At 57.5% G+C, this 18,794-nt stretch carries 21 protein-coding genes; 13 read left to right on the top strand and 8 right to left on the bottom strand.

Annotation, left to right across the window (positions count from 1 at the left end):
* Positions 1 to 39: 39 nt before the first annotated feature.
* Together AC4ANE_RS18535 and vioA are read right to left on the bottom strand one after the other, a co-directional pair.
* A complete protein-coding gene (locus AC4ANE_RS18535) occupies positions 40 to 765 on the bottom strand; it encodes a class I SAM-dependent methyltransferase (protein ID WP_002554330.1) in 726 nt (241 codons plus the stop codon).
* Positions 765 to 1,883: a dTDP-4-amino-4,6-dideoxy-D-glucose aminotransferase VioA gene (vioA, locus tag AC4ANE_RS18530; protein WP_460408452.1), complete on the bottom strand. Its 1,119-nt coding sequence runs from the start codon at positions 1,881 to 1,883 to the stop codon at positions 765 to 767. Before vioA ends, AC4ANE_RS18535 begins: the two co-directional genes overlap by 1 nt.
* A gap of 384 nt (positions 1,884 to 2,267) precedes the next feature.
* On the opposite strand from vioA, the gene AC4ANE_RS18525 reads away from it, so the two are divergent.
* Entirely contained in the window at positions 2,268 to 3,509 is a 1,242-nt protein-coding gene (locus AC4ANE_RS18525) for a glutamine synthetase family protein (RefSeq protein WP_161794679.1), read from the top strand.
* Positions 3,510 to 3,563: 54 nt separating this feature from the next.
* Positions 3,564 to 4,973, top strand: a complete 1,410-nt coding sequence (locus AC4ANE_RS18520; RefSeq protein ID WP_002554327.1) for an MFS transporter — start codon at positions 3,564 to 3,566, stop codon at positions 4,971 to 4,973.
* Positions 4,974 to 5,050: 77 nt separating this feature from the next.
* Here the strand turns inward: AC4ANE_RS18520 and AC4ANE_RS18515 are convergent, their stop codons facing one another.
* The 4 genes from AC4ANE_RS18515 to flgA all read right to left on the bottom strand — a co-directional run bounded on the left by AC4ANE_RS18515 (position 5,051) and on the right by flgA (position 7,630).
* Positions 5,051 to 5,797, bottom strand: coding sequence for a flagellar brake protein (locus tag AC4ANE_RS18515; protein WP_031595790.1), 747 nt, complete (start codon positions 5,795 to 5,797; stop codon positions 5,051 to 5,053).
* Between the two features lie 82 nt (positions 5,798 to 5,879).
* On the bottom strand, positions 5,880 to 6,347 hold the full coding sequence (locus tag AC4ANE_RS18510) for a flagella synthesis protein FlgN (RefSeq protein WP_002554325.1): 468 nt from the start codon (positions 6,345 to 6,347) through the stop codon (positions 5,880 to 5,882).
* 49 nt (positions 6,348 to 6,396) lie between these two features.
* Positions 6,397 to 6,711: a flagellar biosynthesis anti-sigma factor FlgM gene (gene flgM / locus AC4ANE_RS18505; protein WP_002554324.1), complete on the bottom strand. Its 315-nt coding sequence runs from the start codon at positions 6,709 to 6,711 to the stop codon at positions 6,397 to 6,399.
* A 160-nt stretch (positions 6,712 to 6,871) separates the two neighbouring features.
* On the bottom strand, positions 6,872 to 7,630 hold the full coding sequence (gene flgA, locus AC4ANE_RS18500; RefSeq protein ID WP_002554323.1) for a flagellar basal body P-ring formation chaperone FlgA: 759 nt from the start codon (positions 7,628 to 7,630) through the stop codon (positions 6,872 to 6,874).
* A 78-nt stretch (positions 7,631 to 7,708) separates the two neighbouring features.
* On the opposite strand from flgA, the gene AC4ANE_RS18495 reads away from it, so the two are divergent.
* Both AC4ANE_RS18495 and cheR read left to right on the top strand, forming a co-directional pair.
* Positions 7,709 to 8,635, top strand: coding sequence for a chemotaxis protein CheV (locus tag AC4ANE_RS18495; RefSeq protein ID WP_002554322.1), 927 nt, complete (start codon positions 7,709 to 7,711; stop codon positions 8,633 to 8,635).
* A gap of 51 nt (positions 8,636 to 8,686) precedes the next feature.
* Positions 8,687 to 9,514: a protein-glutamate O-methyltransferase CheR gene (gene cheR / locus AC4ANE_RS18490; protein ID WP_002554321.1), complete on the top strand. Its 828-nt coding sequence runs from the start codon at positions 8,687 to 8,689 to the stop codon at positions 9,512 to 9,514.
* A gap of 92 nt (positions 9,515 to 9,606) precedes the next feature.
* Here the strand turns inward: cheR and cynR are convergent, their stop codons facing one another.
* Positions 9,607 to 10,518, bottom strand: a complete 912-nt coding sequence (gene cynR, locus AC4ANE_RS18485; RefSeq protein ID WP_002554320.1) for a transcriptional regulator CynR — start codon at positions 10,516 to 10,518, stop codon at positions 9,607 to 9,609.
* A 73-nt stretch (positions 10,519 to 10,591) separates the two neighbouring features.
* Here cynR and cynS point away from each other — a divergent pair, with 73 nt between their 5' ends.
* The 7 genes from cynS to AC4ANE_RS18450 all read left to right on the top strand — a co-directional run bounded on the left by cynS (position 10,592) and on the right by AC4ANE_RS18450 (position 16,678).
* Positions 10,592 to 11,059: a cyanase gene (gene cynS / locus AC4ANE_RS18480; RefSeq protein ID WP_004658714.1), complete on the top strand. Its 468-nt coding sequence runs from the start codon at positions 10,592 to 10,594 to the stop codon at positions 11,057 to 11,059.
* A gap of 10 nt (positions 11,060 to 11,069) precedes the next feature.
* Entirely contained in the window at positions 11,070 to 11,543 is a 474-nt protein-coding gene (locus AC4ANE_RS18475) for a nuclear transport factor 2 family protein (RefSeq protein WP_002554318.1), read from the top strand.
* Between the two features lie 279 nt (positions 11,544 to 11,822).
* Complete coding sequence (gene flgB, locus AC4ANE_RS18470) at positions 11,823 to 12,230, top strand: flagellar basal body rod protein FlgB (protein WP_002554317.1); 408 nt, start codon at positions 11,823 to 11,825, stop codon at positions 12,228 to 12,230.
* Between the two features lie 3 nt (positions 12,231 to 12,233).
* Positions 12,234 to 12,674, top strand: coding sequence for a flagellar basal body rod protein FlgC (flgC, locus tag AC4ANE_RS18465; RefSeq protein ID WP_002554316.1), 441 nt, complete (start codon positions 12,234 to 12,236; stop codon positions 12,672 to 12,674).
* 15 nt (positions 12,675 to 12,689) lie between these two features.
* Positions 12,690 to 13,376 carry a flagellar hook assembly protein FlgD gene (gene flgD / locus AC4ANE_RS18460; protein ID WP_002554315.1) on the top strand — a complete coding sequence of 229 codons (687 nt, stop codon included), beginning with the start codon at positions 12,690 to 12,692 and terminating at the stop codon, positions 13,374 to 13,376.
* Positions 13,377 to 13,401: 25 nt separating this feature from the next.
* Positions 13,402 to 14,727, top strand: a complete 1,326-nt coding sequence (flgE, locus tag AC4ANE_RS18455; protein WP_002554314.1) for a flagellar hook protein FlgE — start codon at positions 13,402 to 13,404, stop codon at positions 14,725 to 14,727.
* A 190-nt stretch (positions 14,728 to 14,917) separates the two neighbouring features.
* Complete coding sequence (locus AC4ANE_RS18450) at positions 14,918 to 16,678, top strand: flagellar hook protein FlgE (RefSeq protein ID WP_002554313.1); 1,761 nt, start codon at positions 14,918 to 14,920, stop codon at positions 16,676 to 16,678.
* Here AC4ANE_RS18450 and AC4ANE_RS18445 read toward each other — a convergent pair whose 3' ends face one another.
* Positions 16,679 to 16,870, bottom strand: coding sequence for a hypothetical protein (locus AC4ANE_RS18445; protein ID WP_005754776.1), 192 nt, complete (start codon positions 16,868 to 16,870; stop codon positions 16,679 to 16,681). It lies immediately after the preceding gene.
* A 283-nt stretch (positions 16,871 to 17,153) separates the two neighbouring features.
* Here AC4ANE_RS18445 and AC4ANE_RS18440 point away from each other — a divergent pair, with 283 nt between their 5' ends.
* Positions 17,154 to 17,894, top strand: a complete 741-nt coding sequence (locus tag AC4ANE_RS18440; RefSeq protein ID WP_004658719.1) for a flagellar basal body rod protein FlgF — start codon at positions 17,154 to 17,156, stop codon at positions 17,892 to 17,894.
* A 46-nt stretch (positions 17,895 to 17,940) separates the two neighbouring features.
* Positions 17,941 to 18,729 (top strand): flagellar basal-body rod protein FlgG, encoded by a 789-nt coding sequence (gene flgG / locus AC4ANE_RS18435; RefSeq protein ID WP_002554310.1) that lies wholly within the window; start codon positions 17,941 to 17,943, stop codon positions 18,727 to 18,729.
* Positions 18,730 to 18,794: the final 65 nt, after the last annotated feature.

Genomic DNA, 18,794 nt, shown 5'->3' with positions numbered 1-18,794 from the left:
CCGGGCAACGCAGTCGGCGTCCATGATCTGCAGTTGTCGTCAGCTTTTTTGGCCTATATACAAAACCGACTGCTCCGTAATGCCGTGCTGCTTGAAGACGCCTTCACCAAATGCCTGCGAGCCGAGGGCCTTCACGTCGAAACCGGCCTGCGTCAAACGGGACTGGAAGTCTTGTCTGGCGTACATCCGCACATGATCGTCCTGGCCGAAGCGCGCCCAGCGCTCATCGACGCTGGCCTCGTCCGGGTCTTCTTCGGTTTCGGTGGCGGTCAGCAGAATCGGCACCATCAGGATGGCAGAGCCGCCTTTGGCCAGTACCCGAAACAGCTCGGACATGGCCTTGCGGTCATCAGGTACGTGCTCAAGTACGTGCGAGCACACGATGAAATCGAAGGACTCGTCGGCATACATGTGCATGTCCATGATGTCGACCACGTCATCAGCCAGCGGCGAGAACAGGTCGGCCGAGCGATATCGGGCGTTGGGCAGGCTGCGCAGAAACTTCGAGAGCACCACTGCCGGTGCTATATCGAGAATGCGCAGCGGTTTGCCCGGCGGGTTGTCGAGCATGTTCATGGCAAACAACGCGTAAAGCCGGTCACGGTCCGACGCCATGCATTCGGGGCAGCTGTATTGCCCGACGTTAAGGGTCTCGAAGTCTTCGATGCAGTAGTGGACGTTCAGGCGGTGGAGGATTTCCAGATGGCTTCTACCCAGCGGATAGAAGTTCGGAAAACGACAGGAGCAGACCGGGCACGTTCGCATTAGCAGTTCTCTTTACTGGCTGTGACGATCACATCAATGATGCTGTCGAAGGCTTCATCCGTCAGGCTGTCGTAGATCGGCAGGCACAGGATCTGACTGGACAGACCGGTCGCGACACGCAGGCGATCAGGTTTTGCCGAGTCAAGGCCCCGGTACATCGGGAATGTGGAAATGAGCGGGTAAAAGTAACGGCGCGCCAGGATGTTGTGGTCGCGGAACCGCTGATAAAGGTCATCGCGAGAAATCGCGAAGTCTTCGGTGACCAGCACCGGGAAGTACGAGTAATTGTGTTTTTCGGTGCTTTTCCAGAGAATTTTCAGCCCCGGTACCGTTGCCAGCGCATCGCGATAGCGTTCATCGATACGTTGCCGTTTCAAGAGCGCTTCATCGATGTACTTCAACTGAAGCAGACCGAACGCAGCGTTGATTTCACTCATCTTGCCGTTGATTCCCGGCGCGACCACGGTCACTTCGTCAGCAAAGCCGAAGTTCTTCAGGTAATCGATACGTTGCTTGGTCTTGGCATCCGGACTGATGATGGCCCCGCCTTCGAAGGTGTTGAACACCTTGGTGGCGTGAAAGCTCAGCACCGACAGATCCCCGTGATTCAACAGGCTTTGCCCGCGATGCTGGACACCGAACGCATGGGCGGCATCGTAGATGACCTTCAGGCCATAGCGATCGGCAATCTGCTGAATGCGGTCGACGTCACACGGGATGCCGTAGCAGTGTACGGGCATGATCGCCGTGGTAGCCGGAGTGATGGCTTCTTCGATGCGCTCCGGGTCCAGGTTATAAGTACCCGGGTCTATGTCGACAAACACCGGCGTCAGGCTGTTCCAGAGCAGCGAATGGGCGGTTGCCACGAACGAGTAGGGCGTGGTGATGACTTCGCCCTTGATGCGCAGCGCCTGAATGGCAGTCATCAGCGCCAGCGTGCCATTGGAAAACAGCGAGAGATGCTGCACGCCCAGGTTCTCGGCCAGCTCCTTTTCAAGCTGCTGGTGAAACGGACCGCCATTGGTGAGCTGGCGGCTTTCCCATATGTGTTCGAGGTAGGGAATGAACTCCTCCAGAGGCGGTAACAGAGGACGAGTTACTGGAATCGGTGCGCTCATGGAGGGTTCTCTGCTCGTGTTTTATCCGATTGCTGTTCGAAAGGGCATCTGCTTCAAGGGCTTCCGGCAAAGGCGTTGCCATTGACATAAAAATGACAGTCGAACTGTTGTGACCGGGGTACACAGCAAGAACCCGGCCAAGACCGCTTTCGTCGGATCAGGTCGAGGCCGGGTTGTAATCCTTCTCACTAAGTCGTTTCAGTGCTTGATATCCCGAACGCCCGCTGCGTATTTTGTACGGGTTGCCGCCAAGCGGCCTGGCCCATGACAAAGGATTGAACCATGACACGCAATGACCCCCATCCGCTGGCACAGCTGCTGATGGGCATTGATGAAGTGGAGTGTGTGACCCCGGACCTGAACGGCGTGCCTCGCGGCAAGGTGATGACCGCTGCCGGTTTTCTGGAGGGCAGGCGATTGCAGCTTGCGCGGGGGGTGTTGCTGCAATGCATCATGGGCGGGTACCCGCCGTCACGGTTTTACGGTAGCGATGATGGCGACCTCGCGCTGCTCAGCGATCCGCAGCAGGTCCATCGTCTACCCTGGAGCGAGCAACCGCGCGCCCTGGCGATTTGCGATGCCGAGGAGTTGAGCGGCGAGCGTTGCATGCTCTCGACGCGCAGCCAGCTAAAGGCCGTCATCGCCCGCTACGCCGCACGGGGGTTGGCACCGGTTGTGGCCACCGAACTGGAGTTCTTTATCTTTGCGCCCAACCCCGAGCCGCTGTATCCGTTCGTGCCGCCGACAGGGCTTGACGGACGACGCGAGCAGGGGCATTCAGCGTTCAGTGTCAGCTCGAACAATGGCTTGCGGCCTTTTTTCGCCGAGGTATACGCCTGCATGGCGGCGTTGGGTCTGCCGCGTGACACGGTGATGCACGAGATGGGCGTCAGCCAGTTCGAGATCAACCTGCTGCATGGCGACCCGCTGCTGCTCGCCGACCAGACCTTTCTGTTCAAGCACCTGCTCAAGGAGGTCGCGCTCAAGCACGGGCTTATTGTGGTCTGCATGGCCAAGCCGCTCGCTCACACGGCGGGCAGTTCGATGCATCTTCATCAGAGCGTTGTAGCAACAGACTCCGGGGTAAACGTCTTCAGTGGTGCAGATGGCCAACCGACTGACACGTTTCGTCACTTTATTGCGGGTCAGCAAGCCTGCATGGCTGATTTCACAGCGCTGTTCGCGCCCAATGTGAATTCCTATCAGCGCCTGTGCCAACCCTATGCTTCGCCCAATAACGCCTGCTGGTCCTACGACAATCGCGCAGCCGGCCTGCGCATCCCGTCGAGTGCAGCAGCGGCTCGAAGGGTGGAGAACCGTTTGCCAGGCGCCGACGCCAATCCTTATCTGGCCATTGCCGCAAGCCTGGCAGCCGGGCTGCATGGCATCGAGCAAAAGCTGGAACCCACCCCGCCCATGCAAGGCGCGATTGAGGTGCCGGAAGAATTGTCATTGCCGTGTACCCTGCACGCCGCTCTGGAGCGTCTGAAAAGCAGTCAGTTGGCCAAGGAACTGTTTGGTCATGAATTCATCGAAGGCTACATCGCGTCGAAGACCCTGGAACTGACCAGTTTTTTTGACGAGATAACCCCCTGGGAACGGCGCGTTCTGGCTGCTCAGGTTTAAGAATCGCAGTGTTGGGCTCGCCCGGTCGGGCGACTCCCTATTTTTGGAAAGTTGATGCGCCAAATCTGGAAGTCCTTTCGAGCGCTTTATTTTGCCTCGTTGATGATGTTGATCGGCTCAGGTCTGCTGAGCACTTATCTGGCCCTGCGCCTGGCGGCCGATCAGGTCGACAGCCTGTGGGTCGGTGCACTGATGGCCGCCAACTATTTCGGTCTGGTCCTGGGGGGCAAGATCGGTCACCGTCTGATCGGTCGTGTCGGTCATATTCGGGCCTATGCCACCTGCGCCGGTATCGTTGGTGCTGCGGTGCTCGGGCATGGCCTGATCAGCTGGCTGCCCGCCTGGCTGGTGCTGCGGGTGATTGTCGGCCTGGGCATGATGTGCCAATACATGGTCATCGAGAGCTGGCTGAACGAGCAGGCCGCCGCCAAACAGCGCGGCATGGTGTTCAGCGGTTACATGATTGCGTCCTATCTGGGCCTGGTGCTGGGGCAACTGGTACTGGTGGTCCACCCGCAACTGGGCCCTGAGCTGCTGATGCTGGTGGCGTTGTGCTTCGCGCTGTGTCTTGTGCCGGTCGCCATGACCCGGGCGATTCACCCCGCACCGTTGCACCCGGCACCGCTGGAGCCGCTCTTCTTCATGAAGCGTGTGCCGCAGTCGCTGACGGCGGTGTTGGGTGCCGGGCTAATCATCGGTTCGTTCTACGGTCTGGCACCGGTTTACGCCGCCGAACAGGGGCTGTCCACCGAGCAGGTCGGTCTGTTCATGGGCTGCTGCATTCTGGCCGGGTTCCTGGTGCAGTGGCCATTGGGTCTGCTTTCCGACCGCTATGACCGATCCGTACTGATGCGCATCTTTGCCGCTGCACTGGTGGTGGCGTCATTGCCGCTGGCGGTGTTTCCGAGTGTGCCGGTCGAAGTCCTGTTCGGCGTCGGCTTTCTCGCCTCGCTGATGCAGTTCTGCCTCTATCCACTGGCGGTGGCGTTTGCCAATGACCACGTCGAGGCCGAGCGCCGGGTGTCGCTGACGGCCATGTTGCTGATGACCTATGGCATCGGCGCGAGTATCGGCCCGTTGGCTGCCGGCGTGGTCATGAAGCTGTTTGGCGGCCACATGCTGTATGCGTTCGTCTGTGGTGCCGGGGTGATTCTGGTGATGCTGATCAGACCCAAGGCCGTTACCCATTTGCATCAGGTCGAAAACGCACCGCTGCATCACGTCGCCATGCCGGACAGCATGTCCAGTTCGCCCCTGGTGGTTGCACTCGACCCGCGTGTCGATGAGCAGGTGGTTCAGGAGCAGATGCAGACCACCGTCGAGCCGGAGTCCGAACCTGAGTCTGAAGTGGTGGCCGACGCCGACGCAGAAACCGAGGCACAGGCCGAGCCGGTCGCGGGCACGGAAACAGCCGAAGCTGAAGAGCACGAACGCGAGCGTGAAAGCGAGACCTGGAAGGCTTGAGTGTAGCGGGGGCAGAGCAGGGGATTACGGTGTGATTGCGGCAGGTTGCCGCAATCACCAGCAAGCAGAAGCGGGGATCAGAAGTCGTCGTCTTTGTCGAAGCGGCGAGCTTCACGCTGCAACTGGTAGACGAAACGCTCAACCTGACGCTGCACAAGCCCACTCATGTTGTGGAAGCGCACGCCGGCAAAGGTGGTGTGAAATCTTTCCTCGAAGTGCAAATAACGCAGCTCGACCGGAGCTGTCATTGCTCCGAATGGCAACTTCGCAATAAATCGTTCGTATACCTGGCCCAACTGCATGCGCTCGGACACATCGCCTTCAAAGCGCAGTTTGCAACCGGTTGCAGAGATGTCCAGCAGTTTGCCGGTCAGAGGGGATTTCAAACGGTCTCCACCGATCTCGATGTCGACCAGCTGCGCCAGCTTCAGCGCTGCACGAAATGCGTTGCGCCGCTGGTGGTAAATCACCTCTTCAGGCATCGGCCCGCGGTACAGGCGCTGCCCGTTGGTATCGACAATCTCCATCTGCGATGAGCTTTCCCAGGCGATACGCACGCCGTCGTGAAAACCTTCGACGCGGAAAGACTCGCCATTACTTAAAAAGCGTTCGCCATCGCGGGGGATCATTTCGTCGAGCGCCATGACGTTGCTGTCACGGTCGACTTCAAGCAGGTAGCTCTGAAAGCGTTGGGCACGCTCATGGAAGGTAATGATCAGAGGATCATGACTCTCGAGTAGCAACCGCAGGTTAGCGGCAATTTCCAAAGGTGTGTTGAGGACCTTCGGGGGCTGCGGAACATCGTCCGCGCTTGAGCCATTCACGTTCTTGAATCTCCAGGCAAAATACTACGGCAACGCAACAACAGGCATTCTGCCACTACGCACGAAACCTTGATACAGGAAGTTACGCCTGACTCAGAGGGCGTGGTTTTGCTCTAAGCGCAGTTGACCCGCGACTGTCATAGAGCGTGGGCGTCTCACCGCCGTTCAGTATGCGAAGCTGATGAGCGGTGCTGATCTGTTGCAGCTGGATCAGACTACCATTCTGCTCGTTCAGCGTCTGGCATTCATTGATCAACGCATTCAGTTCGTCACCGGCCATCAGCAATTGCTCGCCGACATCCGACTGGCTGGCCAGTTGCTGGAGACCACTGCGATTGGCTGGCAGCCCCATGCCCGCAAGCACCTGGCTACGTTTGCGCCCATGTTGATCGAGAAGAATGACCAGCGCCTGTTTCTGCGCCAGTACCTGCTCCATCTCGCCCATGTCGCGGCCGTGAAGAATCAGGGATTCGGCCTGCAGCAGCTCTAGAAGCTGTCGGGCCGAAACCATGTCGTCAGTGATCATCTGCAACAAAGTAGTGTCTTGCATCGCATGCTCTGGTTTTTAAGCGTCCAGAATATCCAGCGCCAGCCTTGGCTTAGCGTTGGGTTTCGAAATTCAACAGCTTGCTGGCGACACGGTTGCTGTCCACTGTGTAACTACCGTCGGCGATGGCCTGTTTGAGCTCGGCAACGCGAGCACTATTGACGGTTGGCAGATCGGTCAGCTTGTCCGTGATTTTCTGCAACTGTTGAGCCTCACTGCTCAAAGAAAAAGTTTCCCCGGTGCTTTTGACACCTGCGGTGGCTGCAGGGGCTGGTGCATCGGTTTTGACGGTGTCTTTACTGGCACTGGTACGTGTTGTACCGGCAACAGACTGTGAATTGTTAAGGCGACTGAAATCTATGACCATGATTGAAAAAACCTCTGGGTGTTTGGACGCTTGCCTTGTTTTCGGCCAACCCCTATCAAACTTTAGGCCGATTGTGAGAAAGCTTCCCAATAGACGCTTTTCACCGTCGGATATTCCCCGCAGTCTAAAAAAACACACCCTGTGCGCCAGCATCAATGCATTACATGGCCACTTCCACCTGCCCTGGGCCGGTGACATTCGCTTTGATCACCCGCTGGGAATTAAGGTTTTTCACCCGTATCTGTTCGTTGAAACCGCCGTCGGACATCGCTTCGCCGGGCATGCGCACCGCCAGCGAACCGCTGCGGGCGATGATGACCACTTGGTCGCCCTTGTGAATCATTTGTGGCTGTTCCAGCGCCACCGGGGTAACGACCTGGTCGATGACCATTTGTCGGACAACCTTTTGACCGACGGCCTGATCAAGAGAGGCCAGAAATCCCTGGCCCAGGCTGCTCACGTCGCGCTCACGCAGCGCAACGTCTTCTTCAGTAACGATGGCGTCGCGTTTCAGCGGGCGCATCACGGTCACGACGTTGCGATACAGCAGCACCTGGGCCGGCACAAATACTGTCCAGGGCGAAGAGCCTTCGCAGCGTACCCGCACCGTAACCCGGCCGACCGGGCGCGGGCTTTCCAGTGTGGCTGTCAAATCCTTGTCACAGGCACCCATCCGTAAACGCGGGTCGAGCTGCTTGACCTGTATGTCATGACGCCCGTCAATCTGGTTGGTTGCCAAATAGTCTTCTACTGTGAACTCAAGAAACCCTTGGGTGACGCCGATAAGCTGTTCAGGCAGTGTGAAATTCTCTGCGCGAGCGAGGCTCACCGTGCCACAAAGGCACAGCAGAGCGATTGCGCACAGAAGCCTGCGGGTTTCTAATGCGAGGTGTCGAGAAATTGTCGTCTTTGCGTTCATGAGGTAATAAATAGCAAAGCCCGTGCCGCTTGTTGATCTGGTGTCTGGGCGGCGGTCATTTTGGTAAGGGGGTTCGGCATGGCAGGTGTAATGGATTCGGTAAACCAGCGAACTCAGCTGGTGGGTCAGAATCGCCTGGAGCTGCTCTTGTTCCGTCTCGACGGCAAGCAGCTCTACGGGATCAACGTCTTTAAGGTAAAAGAAGTACTGCAATGCCCGAAACTCACCATCATGCCCAAGTCGAGCAAGATCGTCCGGGGTGTGGCCAATATTCGTGGCGGCACGATCCCGATCATGGATCTGGCGATGGCGACGGGTTCCACAGGCATGATTTCGCTGGTCAACTCCTTCGTCATCATTACCGAGTACAACACCAAGGTTCAGGGTTTTCTGGTGCATTCTGTAGAACGCATCGTCAACATGAACTGGGAAGAGATTCATCCACCACCCAAAGGTACCGGGCGCGATCATTACCTGACCGCAGTTACCCGGGTTGATAATCAGTTGGTGGAAATTATCGACGTCGAGAAGATTCTTGCCGAAGTCGCACCTATTTCCGAAGAAGTGTCGGTCGGTGTGATCGATGCCGAGGTTCAGCACAAGGCGATTTCGCTGCGTGTGCTGACGGTCGATGACTCGTCGGTGGCCCGCAAGCAGGTCAGCCGCTGCCTGGAAACCGTCGGTGTGGAGGTGGTTGCCCTTAACGATGGCCGTCAAGCGCTGGATTACCTGCGCAAAATGGTCGAAGAGGGTAAAAAACCGGAAGAAGAGTTCCTGATGATGATCTCCGACATTGAAATGCCGGAGATGGATGGCTATACCCTTACAGCTGCGATACGTAATGACCCGCGTATGCAGAAGATGCACATCACCTTGCATACCTCTCTGTCCGGGGTATTCAACCAGGCGATGGTCAAGAAAGTCGGCGCTGATGATTTTCTCGCGAAATTCCGGCCTGATGATCTTGCGGCCAGGGTTGTTGCGCGGATCAAGGCAGCAGAATAACCAGCCGGGGGCGCCGTCCCCGGTGATTCACATGATTTGAGAGGCGGCACCTTGTCTACGGGTAATTTGGATTTTGATCAGTTCCGGGTATTTCTGGAAAAAGCCTGTGGCATCTTGCTTGGGGAAAACAAGCAGTATCTGGTGTCCAGCCGCCTCAACAAACTGATGGAGCAGCAAAGCATCAAGTCGCTTGGCGAGTTGGTTCAGCGCATCCAGACCCAGCCGCGCAGCGGGTTGCGCGAACAGGTTGTCGATGCGATGACCACCAACGAAACCCTGTGGTTTCGCGACACCTATCCGTTCGAAGTGCTGAAGAACAAAGTGCTGCCCGAGCAGATCAAGGCCAGCCCTGGTCAGCGACTGCGCATCTGGTCGGCGGCCTGTTCATCGGGCCAGGAACCGTACTCGCTGTCGATGTCGATTGATGAGTTCGAGCGCGCCAATCAGGGCCAGCTCAAATCGGGCGTGCAGATTGTTGCCACCGATCTGTCTGGCGCAATGCTCAACAACTGCAAGACCGGCGAGTACGACAGTCTGGCTATCGGCCGCGGCTTGTCGCCGGATCGTCTGCAGCGTTTCTTTGATATAAAAAGTCCAGGTCGCTGGGTCGTCAAGACGCCGATCAAGAGCCGTGTGGAGTTCCGCTCGTTCAACCTGCTCGACAGCTACGCCTCGCTGGGCAAGTTCGACATCGTGTTCTGCCGCAACGTATTGATCTACTTCTCCGCTGAAGTGAAGAAGGACATCCTGCTGCGCATCCACGGTACGCTCAAGCCAGGCGGCTACCTATTTCTGGGGGCTTCCGAAGCGCTCAATGGTTTGCCGGATCACTATCAGATGGTTCAGTGCAGCCCCGGGATCATCTATAAGGCCAAGTGACGGTCTGTCAGTTGCCTGCGATGAAAAAAGAGACCTTCGGGTCTCTTTTTTTGTGCGCGGCTGAAAACAGCTTCGATCGTCTGCCCATCGGTTCATGTTTGCGTACTGTTACTCACCAGTTTGGCAAAAGCGTTGGCGGCGGCGCTCTGGTAGCCGTTTTTACGCCGCAGCAGCGCAACCGTCCGCCCAGGAAGGGCAGGGGTCGTCTGAACTTCGCGCAACCCGGGCTGCTCGCGAACGATGGCATCGGGAAGAATGGTTGCCATACGCCCCTGGGCAACAACCTTGAGCAAAATGGCGATCGAGTTCGCCTCCAGGTTGACCGCAGGCTTGAAATTCTGCGTCTGGCACCAGGCATCCAGCAGCTGGCGAGTGGCGAATCCGGGGGCGAGCAAGGCAAAGCGAAGCGTTTGCAGGTCCTCAAGTGTCAGCGCGGTCTGCTTATCGGGGGCAGGTTTTGCCATGACCAGGCACAGTTGTTCATCGAACAGAGGCTGGCTGTCTATCTCGACAGCATGACTGCCGGCAAAACCAATGGCCAGATCGAGCGCGTCATTGATCAATGCCTCGGTAATCTGCTCCAGAGGCAGCTCTGTGAGGATTATCGCCACTCCGGGGTACAGCGCGCTGAAGCGGTCGATCAGCGGCGCTATCAGGTATTCACTGAAGGTTGGCGTGACACCTAGGCGCAATTGTCCGCGTGACAGATCGCTGACATCGTTGAGCGCACGCTTCCCGGCCTCCAGCTCAAGCAGGCAACGACGCGCGTGGTCCAGATACACGCGGCCGGCATCGGTCGGCACGACGCTGCGGCGGGTGCGGTCGAACAGTTGCACACCCAGGCTGCTTTCCAGCTGCCTGATCTGTTGCGACAACGCCGGTTGCGAGACATGCAGGGCCTCGGCCGCCCGGGTGAAATTGCCATGGTCGGAGACTGCCAGCAAATAACGTATATGGCGTAACAGCACGGCATCACCATAAGGCAGGATTATGGCGATGATCATAAATCAGTCTTGGATCTTATGGTGATAGTTGCCGATGCTGTGATTGATATGAATTCATTCCGGAGGGTTACCTATGCCGCACAGCAACATTTCCAGAGCACCGCGCCAGAATCTGACTGAACGTGTGCTGCAGGCCAAGACCGCAAAGAACCTGACGTGGGCAGGGCTTGCAGAAGGTACGGGGTTGAGCGTGGTGTATGTCACGGCTGCATTGCTCGGTCAGCACCCATTGCCGGAAGCGGTGGCCGAGGTAGTCGCCGAGCGTCTCGGGCTGGACAGGGACGCGGTCGCCGAACTGCAAACCATCCCGTTGCGCGGCAATGTCGAAGACGTCTCCAGTGACCCGACGATCTATCGCTTCCACGAAATGGTTCAGGTCTACGGCACAACGCTGAAGGCATTGGTGCATGAGCAGTTCGGCGACGGCATCATCAGCGCAATCAACTTCAAGCTCGACATCAAGAAAGTCGAAGATCCGGAAGGGGGCGAGCGAGCCGTGATCACCCTTGATGGAAAATTTCTGCCCTATAAACCGTTCTGAGGACGCTGAGATGAGTGATAAAGGAAGACCGCCATTTCCACCCTTTACCCTGGAGACGGCTGTCCAGAAAGTCCGTGGCGCCGAGGATGGCTGGAACTCTCGCGATGCGGCGAAAGTTGCGCTGGCCTACACCGAAGACACCTACTGGCGTAACCGCAGTGAGTTCATCAATGGCCGCGCAGAGGCTCAGGCCTTTCTGGAACGCAAGTGGCGCAAGGAACTGGACTACCGGCTGATCAAGGAGCTCTGGGCATTTACCGATAACCGCATAGCCGTGCGCTATGCCTATGAATGGCATGACGACTCTGGCAACTGGTTCCGTTCGTGTGGCAACGAAAACTGGGAGTTCGCTGCAAACGGCCTCATGCAGCGGCGCTTTGCCTGCATCAACGATTTGCCGATCGCCGAGTCCGAGCGCAAATACCATTGGCCATTGGGGCGGCGACCTGATGACCACCCTGGGTTAAGTGAGCTTGGCCTCTGATTCAGTCGTCAAAGAGACCTTCGGGTCTCTTTTTTATTGGGCGTCCGAATGAGGCAATGATGAAGTGCCGCCATTGTCAGGCGGCAAGTCGACACTGGCAAAAAAACGGCACCCCGCTTGCCGCTTTCTCCTCCCACAGCGGAAATGCCTTGCCGCTTTTCTGGCATTGCCGCCTCGCCGCCGCCTGCGGCCCCCGCAATCATTGGCTTTTGCAACATGGCACGCCGATTGCTTTGTCAGTAACAACAGAATCAGGTCAACCGGCAAAGGTTTCCCGAAATGAGCATCAGCTTCGATAAAGCGCTAGGCATACATGAAAAGGCTCTGAACTTCCGGGCTCAGCGTGCAGAGGTGTTGGCCAACAACATCTCCAACGCCGATACCCCGAACTTCAAGGCTCGCGATCTGGACTTCTCGTCGGTGCTGGCTGCCGAAAACGACAAGGTGCAGAACGGTCATTTCGCGCTGAACAAGACCAACAGCCGCCATATCGAAGCCGAAGGCATGGGCAATGATGACGGGACGCTGCTGTATCGCACCCCGTCGCAGCCTTCGCTGGACCAGAACACCGTCGATTCCCAGGTCGAGCAGGCCAGCTACACCGAGAACGCCATGGGCTTTCAGGCCAGCTTCACATTGCTCAACAGCAAGTTCAAGGGGCTGGTTGCAGCCCTTCGCGGAGAATAATTCATGTCACTAGCCAATGTGTTCAACATTGCCGGTAGCGCCATGAGTGCCCAGACCACGCGTCTGAACACTACGGCCAGTAACATCGCCAACGCCGAGACCGTGTCTTCGAGCATGGACCAGACCTACCGCGCCCGTCACCCGGTGTTTGCCACCGTGATGCAGGGTCAGCAGTCCACAGGCGGTTCGCTGTTCCAGGATCAGGGCGAAGCCGGGCAGGGCGTTCAGGTCAACGGCATCATCGAAGACAGCTCGAACCTGGAAGCACGTTACGAGCCCAATCATCCTTCCGCTGACAAGGACGGGTATGTCTACTACCCCAACGTCAATGTCGTGGAAGAAATGGCCGACATGATTTCTGCCAGCCGGTCTTTCCAGACCAACGCCGAAATCATGAACACCGCTAAATCCATGATGCAGAAGGTTCTGACCCTCGGTCAGTGATAGAAGGCGAACGTTATGGCCGATAACACCACAGCAAGCAGCGTCTCATCGACGTTCTTGAACACACTGCAGAATCCGACGCCGACCGCGACGAATTCCACCGGTACGCTGGGCAAGGACGCGTTCCTGCAGCTGCTCGTGACGCAGATGAAGAACCAGAACCCGCTGGACCCACAGGACAACACGCAGTTCGTGGCCCAGCTGGCACAGTTCAGCAGCCTTGAAAGCATGCAGAACCTGACGTCGACGGTTGACACGATTGCAACCAGTTACAAGTCGTCCCAGGCGTTGCAGGCATCGTCGCTGGTAGGTCGCTCGGTGATCATCGATTCGAGCTCCACCACCGTGGATACCACCAAGGGTATGACCGGTTCGATCGTTATTCCGAGCGCCACTACGGCGACAAGTATCAAGGTTTACGATTCGCAATCGAATCTGGTCGACACCGTCGAGCTGGGCGCGCAGAAAGTCGGCACCACCAGCTTTTCCTGGGACGGTACGGACAGCGACGGTACAGCGCTTGCGTCGGGCAACTACACCTTCAAGGCTGAAGGCTCGGTTGACGGCAAGAACACACAGCTTTCGACTTACCTGCCTGCCACGGTCAACAGCGTCACGTTGGGTGTGAATGGTGCAGAAACAATGCTCAATCTGGCCAGCGGCAGTGTTGCCCTGTCCAAAGTTCAAACCATCGGATTGTAGAGCCTACCAGGCGCAGGAGTGAAACATGTCTTTCAATATCGGCCTTAGTGGGCTCTATGCTGCAAACAAAAGTCTCGACGTTACCGGCAACAACATTGCCAACGTTGCGACCACTGGCTTCAAATCGTCGCGCGCGGAGTTTGCCGATCAATACGCTCAATCGATTCGCGGCACTTCCGGCCAGACCAATGTGGGCAGTGGCGTAACAACCGCAGCGGTTTCCCAGCAGTTCTCGCAGGGCAACCTGACTACCGGTACTGCCAACAGCCTCGACCTTGCCATCAACGGCAACGGTTTCTTCATGCTCAGCAATAACGGCGAGAAGCTGTACACCCGTGCCGGTGCATTCCACACCGACAAGGAAGGCTACGTCGTCAACAGCGGCGGTATGAAGTTGCAGGGTTACAACGTTGATGCCAACGGCAGTGTGGTAACCGGTGCATTGAGCGACCTGCGGGTGGATTCGTCCAACCTTCAGCCCAAGGCAACCACCGCCATTACCAACGTTGCCAACCTGAATTCGACCACTGCCTTGCCGTCGCTCACTACGTTCGACGCGACTGACACCAAGTCGTACAACATGAAGTACAGCACGCCGACCTATGACACTCAGGGTAACGCGCATACGCTGGATCAGTATTTCGTCAAGACCGGCACCAACACCTGGTCCATGTACTCGCTGATGGACGGTCGCAGCATTTCCGACCCGACCACTACTACGGCCGACAAGAACGACCTGACATTCGACTCCTCGGGTAATCTGGTCGTCGCAGCGCCGGGCACCGTACCGACCGACAGTGCGAACATCAAGTTCAACACTGATGGCACCTTTACTGTCGCCAACTGGGTACCAGGTGTGCAATCCGGCACCGGCACGACCGCCAGCTGGGGCGCGAACGGTGCTACGGGTGCCTCCATCAAACTGAACATGGCCGGTATTACCCAGACCGCGTCGGTGTCGGGCCTGATCACTCAGGACCAGGACGGTTACGCCACTGGCCAGCTCAGTGCGATGAGCGTTGATGCAACCGGCAACCTGTTCGCGACCTACACCAACGGCAAATCCCAAGTGATCGGGCAGACCTCGCTGACCAACTTTGCCAACGTGCAAGGCCTGGCGCAGGCAGGTGGCACCAACTGGCGTGAAACCTTCGCTTCGGGCGTACCGGTCAGCGGCACGCCGCAATCGGGCACCCTCGGCTACATCACTGGTCAGGCGCTGGAAGAGTCCAACGTCGATCTGACCATGGAGCTGGTCAACCTGATCAAGGCGCAGAGCAACTACCAGGCGAACGCCAAAACTATCTCCACTCAAAGCACCATCATGCAAACCACTATTCAGATGACTTGATAGTGTAGAGCGTTAAATAAAGCCCCTTTTCGAAGGGGCTTTTTTTTGGTTGTTTTTTACAAGGTGATGCACGCTCGAGTTTAATTAAACTTGCAGAAAGTTCAGTCAATGTACTTGGAAATCTCCTACGCGCGATGATGTGAGAATCAAAACTCCTCTATGAGTTGCCCTTTGGGGTAAAGGAGTTTTCATGTCGTTCAATACCGCGATCAGCGGCATTCATGCCGCGAATAAAAGGCTGGAGGTGGCCGGTAACAATATTGCCAACTCCGGCACTATCGGGTTCAAGTCGTCGCGTGCGCAGTTCTCGGCGCTGTATTCAGCCAGCCAGTTGGGCAGTGGTCGCAATGCTGTAGGTGATGGCGTACGTCTTGCTTCAATGCAGCAAAACTTCAATCAGGGCGAAAGCATGACCACGTCGGGTAATCCGCTCGACATGCGTATTCAGGGCAACGGCTTTTTTGTGGTGAGTGACGGTGGGTCTCTTGCCTATACCCGTGCCGGAGCGTTCCTCAAGGACGCGGCGAACTTCGTTGTGGACAGCGAGGGTGGACGATTGCAAGGCTATGCGGCAAACGAGCAGGGCGAGATCAAGCGCGGGTTGCGTACCGACTTGCAGATTGATACATCGAATGTATCGGCCAGAGCCACCACGCGGGTTGCCGAGAACATCAACCTGGACGCCTCGCTGCCTTCGCTCGCGCGCTTGCCGGTCTTCGACCCGGCCGATCCTGCGACCTACACGCGGGTCGTTGGCCGTACCATTCAGGATGCGGGGTCTGGAGCAGGAGCCACTGCGGTGCCTGCGGCGGATCATGAGCTGAAGCAGTATTTCGTCAAGACCGGCGACAGTCAGTGGTCCATGTATGTGCTGATCGATGGGCGTAATCCGGTGGACCCGAACAGCGTGGCACCGTTGCAAGTAACCCTTGAGCAAAGACCGAACGGATCGCTGTCATACAGCGGCAATAGCCAGCACCTTCGTAAAATCTCGGATACCGAATTTGCCCTGCAAGGCTGGCGGCCGGCTGAAGAGGTCAATGGTGCCTGGGTCAGTAACGGCGCTGCCAATGGCGGCACAGTGTCGCTGCCGTTGAATAATGGATCGATCAGCATGCTTGATCCTGGTGATGCGTTGATGGATCGCCCGGTTCCGGCGTTCGATCCATCGGACCTGAAGACGTACAGCGATATGTTTGCCAATGCGATTTTCGACAGCCAGGGCAATCAGCACGAGCTGAAGCAGTATTTCGTGAAGGACGGCACCAACAGCTGGCGCATTCATGCGCTGATTGATGGCCGCAACCCGCAGATGCCTGATTCCACCGACCCGCTGACTGCAAACATCGTGTTTGATTCTGGCGGCTGGGTACAGTCATTGACCGGCGGCCCTGGTTTTGCGAGTACCCATAGCAACGGTCTGCAACTGACCGGCTGGACACCGGCCATGCCTGCCGAGCGGGTCACAGGGCCAGAAAAATGGGTACCCAACGGTGCGGCTGGCAGTGCGAAGGGCATTACGATCGACTTCACCAACCTGCTGCAGCACAACGCCGCCAGTTCGCGTTCTTCCACGCATGTTGATGGCCATGCGGCGGGGCAGTTGAGCAGCTTGAGCGTGGGGCGCGATGGCATCCTGTGTGCCGGGTTTACCAATGGCATGAACAAGAATATCGGTCAGGTGATACTCGCCAGCTTCTCCAATCCGCAGGGGTTGCAGGCGCGCAGTGATACGCGCTGGACCGAATCCGCCGACTCTGGCGTTGCCGATTACGATGTGCCGGGCGTCGGCACGCTTGGCAGCCTCATTGGCGACGGGCTGGAGGGGTCCAATGTCGTCCTGGCTGATGAGCTGATTGCTCTCATCCAGGCGCAGACGGCTTATCAGGCCAACTCCAAAGCCATATCGACAGAGGCGACCGTGATGCAGACGCTGATTCAGTCGACCTGATCAGATTGAGCAGTCGGATTTGATGAAGTGACCTTTCAGCCGTGTCCAGCCAGGCCCGGGGCTGGTCTGGGCGCAGACAATCCGGCTGTCGCCCTGCCATTTGTAATAGTGAGCGGGGGCGGCCTGGGCGAGGAGGGCGAGGGTCATCAGGCTCGCGCTGGCGATGCCGGCAATGCATGCACGAAAAAGCATGAGGGTTCCCGTTCAGGGCTGCGGTGTCGGCAAGATTATCACTGTCGATCCGCTTGTCAGCCCATACCAATGAAGTTTTTTTGGCGGTGCTCGCTGCTTGATGATCGGCAGGCGGCAGTCCTCCGCCGCTATTGGGCGGCGCTTTGCCCGAAGGGCATCATCGAATGCCGGTTTTTGCTGGTTAATCAGGCATTTGTATCGAGCCTGACAAGTTGGTTCAAAAATTGCTTTAACCCTTTCAGAACAGCTACAGGCGGCAAGCGTCTGTCGGAGGAGGAAGACTGTGGACAAGTTGCTTTACGTCGCAATGAGCGGTGCATCCGAAAACGCGATCGCGCAGAAGGCTCACGCCAACAACCTGGCAAACGTATCAACAAACGGTTTCATGCGTGACCTTGAACAGGCCCGCTCGATGCCGGTGTTTGGCGAGGTCATGCCGTCGCGTGCCTATGCGATGAGCGAACGTCCGGGGACCGACTTTTCCGCCGGTGCCATGGTTGAGACCGGCCGTGAACTGGACATCGCCGTCAAAGGTGATGGCTGGATTGCAGTGCAGACCCCCGATGGTGGCGAAGCCTACACCCGCAGCTCCGGCATGAACATCGATGCCCTGGGTGTGTTGCGCGACGGCAGCGGTTTGCCGGTAATGGGCAATGGCGGTCCGATTGCCGTGCCGCCTCAGCAGCAGATCGAGATCGGTGCCGACGGCACAATCAGCATTCGCTCACTCGGCGAAAGCCCACAGGTGATGGCGCAGGTCGACCGTATCAAGCTGGTCAAGCCTGACCTCAAGACCATGGAAAAAGGCCCCGATGGCCTGATCCACACCAAGACCGGTCGGCCTGCCGACGCAGATGCCACCGTTCAGGTCGAGTCCGGCTTTCTGCAGGCGAGCAACGTCAATGCGGTCGAGGAAATGACCTCGGTACTGGCCTTGTCCCGTCAATTCGAATTGCACGTCAAGATGATGAAGACCGCCGAAGAAGACGATCAGTCTATGGCTCGCGTCTTGCAACTTGGCTAATCAATGACAGCTTGCGCCGACAAACCGGCGCTTGAGGAGAACACACATGCTTCCTGCACTATACGTCGCTAAAACCGGCCTTGCCGCTCAGGACACCAACCTGACCACTATCTCCAACAACCTGGCGAACGTTTCGACCACAGGTTTCAAGAGTGATCGTGCCGAGTTCCAGGACCTGCTCTACCAGATCAAACGCCAGCCGGGTGCCCAGTCCACTCAGGACAGCGAGCTGCCATCCGGTCTGCAATTGGGTACCGGTGTGCGCATTGTCGGTACGCAGAAGAACTTCACAGCCGGTAGCCTGCAGACCACCAACAACCCGCTGGACCTGGCGGTCAACGGTCGTGGTTTCTTTCAGGTGACCCAGCCGGACGGCACTGTTGCCTACAGCCGCGACGGTACTTTTCACCTGGACGCCAACGGCCAGATCGTGACTGCCAACGGCTACGCTCTTGAGCCTGCGATTGTCGTTCCACAGAACGCCCAGACCTTCACAGTCGGTCAGGACGGTACTGTTTCCGTCACGCTGGCCGGTGCAACCGCCACACCGCAGATCATCGGCAACATCCAGACCGCTGACTTCATCAACCCGGCCGGCCTGCAGGCCATCGGCGGCAACCTTTATCTGGAAACCGGTTCAAGCGGCGCGCCGCAGATCGGCACGCCTGGCCTCAACGGCCTGGGTCCGACCCTGCAGAACACCCTGGAAAACTCCAACGTCAGCACCGTTGAGGAACTGGTCAACATGATCACCACCCAGCGTGCTTACGAGATGAACTCCAAAGTGATCTCGACCGCCGACCAGATGCTGCAGAACCTGACTCAGAACCTGTAAGTGTTTGATGTTGTCGCTCGTAAAACTGCTCAATCCGATGGGGCGCCTGATAAGCGCCTGTTACA

It is taken from the genome of Pseudomonas sp. Pme6b, assembly GCF_058129925.1.
This window is presented reverse-complemented; position numbering and strand designations above follow the sequence as displayed.